The sequence below is a fragment of the Herbaspirillum autotrophicum genome, from assembly GCF_001189915.1.
In the GTDB taxonomy this organism is placed as follows: domain Bacteria; phylum Pseudomonadota; class Gammaproteobacteria; order Burkholderiales; family Burkholderiaceae_D; genus Herbaspirillum; species Herbaspirillum autotrophicum.
The window spans coordinates 114,278-122,900 of record NZ_LFLS01000017.1; the positions used below are offsets into that span (position 1 = coordinate 114,278).

Consider the following 8,623-nt stretch of genomic DNA (forward strand, 5'->3'; position numbering starts at 1 on the left):
GAATACAGACTAGTCAGAGGTATTCGCCCAAGCCACCCTCGCCCTCAGGTATGACGAAGGCAAACCGGCGCCCGTCACCGAATGTCAGATCCTGTTGCCACGTCGTGTTGACCACAACCACACCGATCTGTGGAGCGTGTTTAATCATGTCCGGGAAAACCTGCTTGAGTGCGTGCGGAGGGGCGTTCATCGTGCCGCTCCCTCCGCCCAACGGCAGATGCTCGGATCAGGCATTGATACAAATTCTTTCTCAGTAATGCTTGGCTGACAACTTTTGTGGTCAGGCAAGGCCAATTTAATCTATTCGAACAAATAGATTTTCTTTATTTGCACTTGAAAATACAAAAATATATTCGCACACATATATTTATGATGTTTTCGTTAAATCGACACAAAATATATTCGTTTGGATATATTTTTTCGTTCGGTTTCACGTTTATATTAAAATCTATCCATTCACATATATTTTGGGTGGGATTGATGAAAGTCCAGATAACGACCGTGGCAGAACTTGGTGAGGTGATTCGTGCCACACGCAAGGCCAACAATATCCGGCTCGATGATGTAGCCAGTATGGCCGGCCTCGGCCCCGTGTTTGTTGGTGACGTCGAGTACGGCAAGGAAACCGTCCAAATGGGCCGCGTTCTTCAGCTGCTGCGTGAACTGGGCCTCACACTCGTCGTAGACGTGCCCGTATCGACAGTGCCGCATCTGGAGAAAATTCGTCAGCGCGGTGGTCTCGTGCGTCCGAGTATTCGCAAACATATGCGGAGCATGAAAGAATGATTCGCACCCTGCTCGCCTACATCAACGATGCTCACGTCGGAACGCTGAGCACGGAAGAAAACATCTGGCGCTTCGAATACACCCAGGAATGGGCATCTGCCGAAGAAGGATATGACCTGTCTCCCGCCCTGCCCCGCCGCACTGCGGATGGATCGGGCATGCTGCACATTGACGGCAGCAGTTCCCGCCCGGTGCAATGGTATTTCGATAATCTGCTGCCTGAAGAAGCCCTGCGCACCGTGTTGGCCGGTCAAGCCGACATTGAGGAAAACGACGCGTTCGGCTTGCTGGCCTACTATGGCCGCGAATCGGCCGGCTCGCTGACGCTTCTGCCTGAAGGCGCGGCGCGGGTAGCGGCGGGCATGCGGCCGCTACCATTGGCGGAACTCTCCGCCCGCATCAAAGCAATGCCGAGGATTCCGCTGAACACCGATTCACCGAAACACATGTCGCTGGCCGGCGCACAGCACAAACTGGCGGTCATCTACAAGGATGGGGAATTATTTGAGCCCGACGGTCCGACCGCATCAACCCACATCCTCAAGCCGCAGCACCCGGAAAAAAATGCGTATCCCGCGAGCGTCTTCAATGAATACCTGACCATGCGCGTAGCGCGAGATGCGGGCTTACAAGTGCCGCACGTGCATCGCCTGTTTTGTCCGGAACCGGTGTACCTGACCGAGCGGTTTGACAGGGTCGCAAACGCCTTTGGTGGTGTTGACCGGTTGCACGTCATCGATGCCTGCCAGTTACTCAACACCGACCGCCTGTTCAAATACTCGGCAGCGAATGTCGACACGCTGGTGAAGCTGGTTGACAAAATACAGGTGCCGGCCGCAGCACGCCAATGGTTTTACGACTGGCTGGTGTTCAACATTCTGATCGGCAACGGTGACAACCATCTCAAGAACATCTCATTCATGGTTTCCCCTACCGGGATTGTCATTTCACCCTGCTACGACCTGTTATGCACTGCCGCTTACGATACACGGGCTGTCGACCCGGATTCGGGAAAATGGCCAGACACCGGCGTCGCGCTCAAGCCAAATCCGGAAGTAAAGTACTTCTCCGATATCACCCGGGAGGTCGTCATTGCCGCTGGCATCACTCTGGGCTTGGGCCGCGCAGCGGCAACGCGCAGGCTAGACAACCTTGTTCGGACAGTACCTGTCTCGGTCACCAAGGTAAGCGCAGAAATAATTCAAGAGAATGCACAGCAGACCGAAGAAGTGCAGCAAGGGCTGGCGTACGACGCGCGCATGCGGGACATTATCGAACACATGATTTTAGGAGAAATGACAAAACGCCTTCAGCAAGTAACTGCTCCCTAGCCCGCTGCTCCCGACAAACCTCAAGAAAGCGATCTGTGCCGGCAATTTGCCGGGATAAGGCAGTGCATCGGAATTTCTCAAGCATTCGCCGCTGCACACACAAAACACGGCCACTATCCACAGCAACCTGACGCGCCAACCTGTAGCAATCATCAACATTTTCAGCGAACTGACTAGATGCGGCTCCATTTTGATCATCTTCAACACCAAAGCACAATTACTATTGATTCGTATTGCGATATGATATATATTCGCAAAAAGATCATCAAGTAAATCATTTTACGAATCCCATTTACACTGGAGTTCTTCATGTTTGATTTAATGATTGGTCTTATGCAAAACGAAGAACACCGCCGGGCTTTCGGCAAACGACTCAAGGAGTTGCGTAATCAGCGCCGTTGGACACAAAAAGAAGTTGCAGCCCGGATCGGCTTGCAGCTCTCGCAATTCAACAAGTATGAATCCGGCATGCATGTGCCACCAGCCGACAAGCTGCTGCAACTGGCAGAAGTGTTTGTTACCACCACCGATTATTTGCTGATGGGCACAGTCTCCGATGCGGTGCCTATCAGCAATGTGCGCTTGCTGGAGAGATTCCAGGCCTTGGCACAGTGTCAGCAGGAAGACCAGGACGCCGCCATCCGGCTTATCGATGCACTCATATTCAGGCATCGCATGGAATCCGCAGCACAAGCAACAGACAAGGAACGTCACGTATAAAAGGAGCACCCATGAGTAGTGAGCTATTACCGCTGGAAACGATAACGCATCGCATCGTGTTATTGCGCGGACAGAAGGTATTGCTTGATGCTGACTTGGCCGCGCTCTATGGCGTGGAAACACGTCGTCTGAACGAGCAGGTCCGGCGCAACCGCGAACGTTTTCCGGCGGACTTCATTTTTGAACTCAATGCCGAGGAGTTCAGCAACTTGAAGTCGCATTTTGCGACATCAAGCTGGGGCGGTCGCCGCAAACTGCCGCTGGCATTTACCGAACATGGGGCGATTATGGCGGCAACCGTGCTCAGTTCGCCGCGTTCGGTGGAAATGTCGGTCTATGTAGTACGTGCTTTTGTGAAGCTGCGCGAGGTCTTGGCCAGTCACCACGATCTGGCCCGCAAGCTGGAGGAACTGGAGCAAACCACCGAGGCGTTGGCTTTGCGCCATGACACACTCGCGCACAATACCCGCGCGCAGTTGAAGCAGGTATTCGAGGCTATCCGGGAATTGATGGAGCCGCCTGCAAATAGTGTCAAGAAACGGCCAATAGGATTCGTTACGCCCGATGAGAAACCGGGCAAGCCAAAAGCCGTGAAGAAGTAGTAGCAATGCAGTTGTGTTGAAACAGTAAAAGACGCGAACAGTCCGGGTTGCAGCCCAGACCGTTCGCTGACCACTAACCCACTGAACAGGAGTGAGCCAATGGCTAGGCAAGATGATACGCCAGAACTACCCCCATCTAAAAGAAGCAAACAGGATCGTTTCCTGACCGTGCAACTTTATCCGGCCGTGAACCCGAAAATTCCCTGGATTCGGCTGCGCGGGCTGTGGTTGCTCCAAGCCGGATTTACGCCGCAGACGCGCATTCGCGTGCGCATCATGAATGACTGCTTGGTCATTACGCGGGACTAAAAGCTGCAGGATTTTTTATGATAACTCCCTCAACTCGTGCAAAATGCACCGCTGAGGGAGTTTTCTTTTTTCTTAGAAGATCACCAGATCGGTACTATGCAGGTTCCGCAGATTGACTGGCATCTCTGCAAGTCAATCTGAAGATGGTGCTGATGAGAGGAATCGAACCTCCGACCTACTGATTACGAATCAGTTGCTCTGCCAACTGAGCTACATCAGCGTGATCACGTTGACCGCATCACGTCAAACCACTCATTCCTTGTGATACGACGTCACCCGTTCCACTTCATTCTTCGAGCCGAGGAACACTGCCACGCGCTGATGCAGTTTTTCCGGTTGCAGGTCGAGGATGCGTTCATGGCCGTTGGTGGCTGCGCCGCCGGCTTGTTCGACGATGAAGGCCATCGGGTTGGCTTCGTACATCAGGCGCAGTTTGCCCGGCTTGTCCGGTTCACGCGCATCGGCCGGGTACATGAAGATACCGCCGCGGTTGAGAATGCGGTGCACGTCGGCGACCATGGAGGCGATCCAGCGCATGTTGAAATCTTTTTTGAGCGGACCGGTGACGCCGGCCTTCATTTCATCCACGTAACGCTTGACCGGCGGATACCAGTGACGTTCGTTGGAAGCGTTGATGGCAAATTCCTTGGTGTCGGCCGGGATCTGGATGTCGCGTTGGGTCAGTACCCAGGCACCCATTTCGCGGTCCAGCGTGAAGCAGTGCACGCCGTCGCCGGTGGTCAGCACCAGCACGGTTTGCGGGCCGTAGACGGCGTAGCCGGCAGCGACTTGCCTGGCGCCCGGCTGCAGGAAGTCTTGTTCGGTCGGTGTCGCCATGCCGTCCGGCGCCTTGAGCACCGAGAAGATGGTGCCGATCGACACGTTGACATCGATGTTGCTGGAGCCGTCGAGCGGATCGAACAACAACATGTATTCGCCCATCGGATAACGGTTCGGGATCAGATGGATGGTTTCCATTTCTTCCGATGCCATGGCTGCCAGATGGCCGCCCCATTCATTGGCTTCGAGCAGGATTTCGTTGGAAATCACATCCAGTTTCTTTTGCACTTCGCCCTGCACGTTTTCGCTGCCGGCGCTGCCCAGCACTTCACCGAGCGCGCCCTTGCCGACGGCGTGGCTGATGCTCTTGCAGGCGCGGCCGACGACTTCGATCAACAGGCGCAGTTCGGAGGGGATCTTGTTATGCAGACGCTGCTGCTCGATCAAATGTTGGGTCAGACTGATACGTTTGGTCATGATGCGTTTCCTATGAAAATCAATGCGCGAGCGATTTGGTGACGACTTCCGCGACATCGCGCGACAGATTGGGGGCGTCCGCTATTTTTTGCAACGCGGCGCGCATTTTTTCCTGCAACGCCGGTGCGTACTTGCGCCAGCGGTCAAGGCTGCGCGCCAACCGCGCGGCGACTTGCGGGTTGATGCTGTTGAGCGCAATCACCTGCTCGCTCCAGAAGGCATAACCGCTGCCATCGGTGGCGTGGAATGCGGACGGATTGCCGTTGCAGAAACTGAAAATCAGGCTGCGTGCGCGGTTCGGATTTTTCAGCGTGAACGCCAGATGCTGTGTCAGTGCGCGCACGGCATCGACGTCGGTCGTACGTGCCGTCGCTTGCAACGTGAACCACTTGTCAATCACCAGTGCCTCATCTTCGAACTCGGCATAAAAATCGGCCAGCGCGTCTTGCTTGTCTTCCGCATGGCTGTTGGTCAGGGCCGCCAGCGCGGCCAGACGATCCGTCATGTTGTTGGCGTTGTCGCATTGCTTCTGCGCCAGTGCATGCACCGCTTCATCATCGAGTTCAGCCAGATACGACAACACCACGTTTTGCAGCGCACGTTTGCCCGATGAGGCGGCATCGGGATGATACGGTCCCTTGCTGCGGTTGGCTTTGTAGATCGCTTCCAGATCGCTGCGCAATGCTTGCGCCAGCGAACGGCGCAGGAATTGGCGCGCGGTGTGAATCGCTTGCGGATCAATCACCTCCATTTGTTCGGCGATCATGGTTTCCGACGGCAGCGTCAGCACCAGTTCGCGGAATGCCGGATCGAGCTTTTTGTCGTTGAGCGTGATGCGCAGCGCGTCGGTCAATGCGGTGTCTTGCAGTACATTGTTCAACACGCTTTCAACTGCCACCACGTGGCCGGCCTGACGCGCTTCCTGTACCGCATGCGTGAGCGTCAGCAGACGACGCATGGCCAGGCGCTGGCCGGCTTCCCAACGATTGAAGGCATCGCTGTCGTGCGCCATCAGGAATGCCAGCTCAGCGTCGCTATAGGAATATTCCAGCACGACCGGCGCCGAAAATCCGCGCAGCAGTGATGGCACCGGCCGTTCGCTGATGCCGGAGAAATGGAACGTCTGGACTGCTTGCGTCAATTCCAGCACGCGGGTAATGGCGCCCTTGCCTTTGCCGCCCTCGGCTTGCAACACGATGTCGCGACCTTTGGCGTCGAGCAGACCAATTGCCACCGGAATGTGGAAAGGCAATTTCTCAGTCTGTCCCGGTGTCGGCGGACAGCTTTGACGCAGAGTCAGTTCCACCGTCTTGGCAGCAGCGTCGTACGCCATGGTGACGGCAACGCGCGGCGTGCCGGCCTGGCTGTACCAGCGTTCGAACTGCTGCAGGTCGCGCTGGTTGGCATCTGCCATGGCGGCGCGGAAATCATCGCAGGCAACGGCCTGACCATCATGCCGCGCAAAGTAGAGATCCATGCCCTTGCGGAAACCGTCACGACCGAGCAGGGTCTGGTACATGCGTACCACTTCCGCGCCTTTTTCGTAGACGGTGACGGTGTAGAAATTGTTGATTTCAACGAAGGAATCGGGACGTACCGGATGCGCCATCGGACCGGCATCTTCCGGGAACTGCGCCTGCCGCAACACGCGCACATCATCGATGCGCTTGACGGCGCGACCGCTCTCGGTGCCGATCATGTCGGCCGAAAATTCCTGATCGCGGAATACCGTCAGGCCTTCCTTGAGCGACAACTGGAACCAGTCGCGGCAGGTCACGCGATTGCCGGTCCAGTTGTGGAAATATTCATGGCCGACCACGGCTTCGATATTGGCGTAATCAATGTCGGTCGCGATGCGCGGATTGGCCAGCACGAACTTGGTATTGAAAATATTCAAACCCTTGTTTTCCATCGCCCCCATGTTGAAGTCGCCGACGGCGACGATCATGAAGCGGTCCAGATCGAGTTCCAGGCCAAAGCGCTCTTCATCCCAGCGAATGCTGTTCTTGAGCGAGTCCATTGCATGCTGGGTCTTGTCCAGATTGCCGTGCTCGACCCACACCTGCAGCAACACTTCGCGGCCGGATTTGAGACGAAAGCTTTCTTCCTGACAGACCAGATTGCCGGCCACCAGCGCAAACAGATACGACGGTTTCTTGAACGGGTCTTCCCATTTGGCGTAATGCCGGCCATCCGGCAACTCGCCCTGTTCGATCAGATTGCCGTTGGACAACAGCACCGGACAGGTTTTTTTGTCGGCCCGCAACATCACGGTGTAACGCGCCATCACATCCGGACGGTCAGGAAAATAGGTAATTTTGCGGAAGCCTTCGGCTTCGCATTGGGTAAAGAAATTGCCGTTGGAAACGTACAGTCCCATCAGCGAAGTATTGTGGTCCGGCCGCAGCGCAGTTTCGATTTCCAGCGTGCTGTCCTGCGGTGCACGCGGAATCCGCAGGATGCCGCCGTCGAGACGGTAATCGCGGGCATGCAGCGTCTTGCCGTTGAGACGCAATTGCAGCAGTTCGATTTCTTCGCCATACAGGACGATATCCTGCTCGCTGCTGGCCGGGTTGCGGCGCATGACAATGCGCGTCGCCACCAGCGTGCGGGCCGGCGTCAGGTCGAAACCCATGTCGACGGTATCAACCAGATAAGAAGGAGCTGCGTAATCTTTACGGTAAATCGTGGGGGGTGTATCGGTGCGCATGAAGGCCTGTCCGGAAGGGGGAGCAAAAGGAACAAAACACGATTTTACCAATCAACAGATGCAGATAGGCAGAAAAGAGCGACAATATGCCAACGATTCCCTTCGCCGGGCATTTGCCGGGCGACCAGCACCGGCAAGGTCGTCAGCCAGCCGCGGCCAGACCGCAGAAAGCCAGCCAATGCAGCGGACATCAGCGTCTTGTCGCCGGCATGTCAGTTGCTGCCCCTTCTTTCATCATTACTCGGAGAAACACCATGAAGCGCTACCTCGCACTTGTCATCGTGGCAATCAGCGGACTGCTGAGCGGATGCGCCACGACCTTCGACAGCGAAGTCACGGCGTTCCACGCCTGGCCGGCCGGCCTGCAGGACAAGACTTACGTATTCGCTCCGGCCAAAAATCAGGAAAACAGCCTGGAATACAGTAATTACGAGCAACTGATCCGCACCGAACTGCAGCGTCTGGGCTTCAGCGAGCAGCCGCAATCAGCCAGGCTCAAAGTGTCGTTCAGCTACGGCGTGCAGAACGATACCGTGGTCATCACACAGCCGGCCTACGATCCGTTCTGGTACGGACCTCCGGGCTATCCGGGCTGGCGTCGCATGGGCGGGTATCCGTTCTATGACCCGTTCTGGTACGGACCACCGCAACAAACCGCTTTCCCGGTATACAACCGGCAATTGCACCTGAGCATCGCCAACCGTGCCGACGGCCGCAAGCTGTATGAAGTGCGGGTCGACAGCGACGGCCGTCAGGCCGGTCTGGCCGCCGCCATGCCGTATATGGTGCGCAGCGCCTTTGCCGATTTTCCGGGACCGAGCGGTGTGGTGCGTGAAATCCGTCTGAAACTCAATGACCGGCAATCTGCTGCCGCCATGCCGGCAGCGACACCAGCGGCAGCCAAACCT

Annotated in this window: 9 protein-coding genes and 1 tRNA gene; 6 read left to right on the forward strand and 4 right to left on the reverse strand. The window is 56.1% G+C overall.

Annotated elements, in window-relative coordinates; translation table 11 throughout:
- Positions 1 to 13 precede the first annotated feature (13 nt).
- Positions 14 to 190: a hypothetical protein gene (locus AKL27_RS28815; RefSeq protein ID WP_157056932.1), complete on the reverse strand. Its 177-nt coding sequence runs from the start codon at positions 188 to 190 to the stop codon at positions 14 to 16.
- A gap of 290 nt (positions 191 to 480) precedes the next feature.
- Between AKL27_RS28815 and AKL27_RS14750 the strand changes: the two genes are divergently transcribed.
- The 5 genes from AKL27_RS14750 (at position 481) to AKL27_RS27195 (ending at position 3,748) form a co-directional block, all read left to right on the forward strand.
- Complete coding sequence (locus AKL27_RS14750) at positions 481 to 786, forward strand: helix-turn-helix domain-containing protein (RefSeq protein ID WP_050463621.1); 306 nt, start codon at positions 481 to 483, stop codon at positions 784 to 786.
- On the forward strand, positions 783 to 2,117 hold the full coding sequence (locus AKL27_RS14755; protein WP_050463598.1) for a HipA domain-containing protein: 1,335 nt from the start codon (positions 783 to 785) through the stop codon (positions 2,115 to 2,117). The genes AKL27_RS14750 and AKL27_RS14755 overlap by 4 nt, the downstream gene beginning before the upstream one ends.
- 309 nt (positions 2,118 to 2,426) lie before the next feature.
- Positions 2,427 to 2,837, forward strand: coding sequence for a helix-turn-helix domain-containing protein (locus tag AKL27_RS14760; protein ID WP_050463599.1), 411 nt, complete (start codon positions 2,427 to 2,429; stop codon positions 2,835 to 2,837).
- Between the two features lie 11 nt (positions 2,838 to 2,848).
- Positions 2,849 to 3,439: an ORF6N domain-containing protein gene (locus AKL27_RS14765; RefSeq protein ID WP_050463600.1), complete on the forward strand. Its 591-nt coding sequence runs from the start codon at positions 2,849 to 2,851 to the stop codon at positions 3,437 to 3,439.
- Positions 3,440 to 3,538: 99 nt separating this feature from the next.
- Positions 3,539 to 3,748 (forward strand): SymE family type I addiction module toxin, encoded by a 210-nt coding sequence (locus AKL27_RS27195; protein ID WP_083439060.1) that lies wholly within the window; start codon positions 3,539 to 3,541, stop codon positions 3,746 to 3,748.
- 144 nt (positions 3,749 to 3,892) lie between these two features.
- Here AKL27_RS27195 and AKL27_RS14770 read toward each other — a convergent pair.
- The 3 genes from AKL27_RS14770 to pepN form a co-directional block, all read right to left on the reverse strand.
- Positions 3,893 to 3,968 (reverse strand) — tRNA-Thr (locus AKL27_RS14770).
- A gap of 32 nt (positions 3,969 to 4,000) precedes the next feature.
- Positions 4,001 to 5,005, reverse strand: a complete 1,005-nt coding sequence (locus AKL27_RS14775) for a class 1 fructose-bisphosphatase (protein ID WP_050463601.1) — start codon at positions 5,003 to 5,005, stop codon at positions 4,001 to 4,003.
- A 19-nt stretch (positions 5,006 to 5,024) separates the two neighbouring features.
- The gene (gene pepN, locus AKL27_RS14780; RefSeq protein WP_050463602.1) at positions 5,025 to 7,715 is read right to left on the reverse strand and encodes an aminopeptidase N; all 2,691 of its coding nucleotides are present in this window, start codon (positions 7,713 to 7,715) and stop codon (positions 5,025 to 5,027) included.
- A gap of 254 nt (positions 7,716 to 7,969) precedes the next feature.
- Between pepN and AKL27_RS14785 the strand changes: the two genes are divergently transcribed.
- On the forward strand, positions 7,970 to 8,623 hold a 654-nt coding region (locus AKL27_RS14785), incomplete at its 3' end, for a DUF4136 domain-containing protein (protein WP_050463603.1).

Coding starts and splice junctions, on each gene's coding strand:
- AKL27_RS14765 (WP_050463600.1), top strand. CDS start 2,849: ATGAGTAGTGAGCTATTACCGCTGGAAACGATAACGCATCGCATCGTG.
- AKL27_RS27195 (WP_083439060.1), top strand. CDS start 3,539: ATGGCTAGGCAAGATGATACGCCAGAACTACCCCCATCTAAAAGAAGC.
- AKL27_RS14750 (WP_050463621.1), top strand. CDS start 481: ATGAAAGTCCAGATAACGACCGTGGCAGAACTTGGTGAGGTGATTCGT.
- AKL27_RS28815 (WP_157056932.1), bottom strand. CDS start 190: ATGAACGCCCCTCCGCACGCACTCAAGCAGGTTTTCCCGGACATGATT.
- AKL27_RS14755 (WP_050463598.1), top strand. CDS start 783: ATGATTCGCACCCTGCTCGCCTACATCAACGATGCTCACGTCGGAACG.
- AKL27_RS14760 (WP_050463599.1), top strand. CDS start 2,427: ATGTTTGATTTAATGATTGGTCTTATGCAAAACGAAGAACACCGCCGG.
- pepN (WP_050463602.1), bottom strand. CDS start 7,715: ATGCGCACCGATACACCCCCCACGATTTACCGTAAAGATTACGCAGCT.
- AKL27_RS14775 (WP_050463601.1), bottom strand. CDS start 5,005: ATGACCAAACGTATCAGTCTGACCCAACATTTGATCGAGCAGCAGCGT.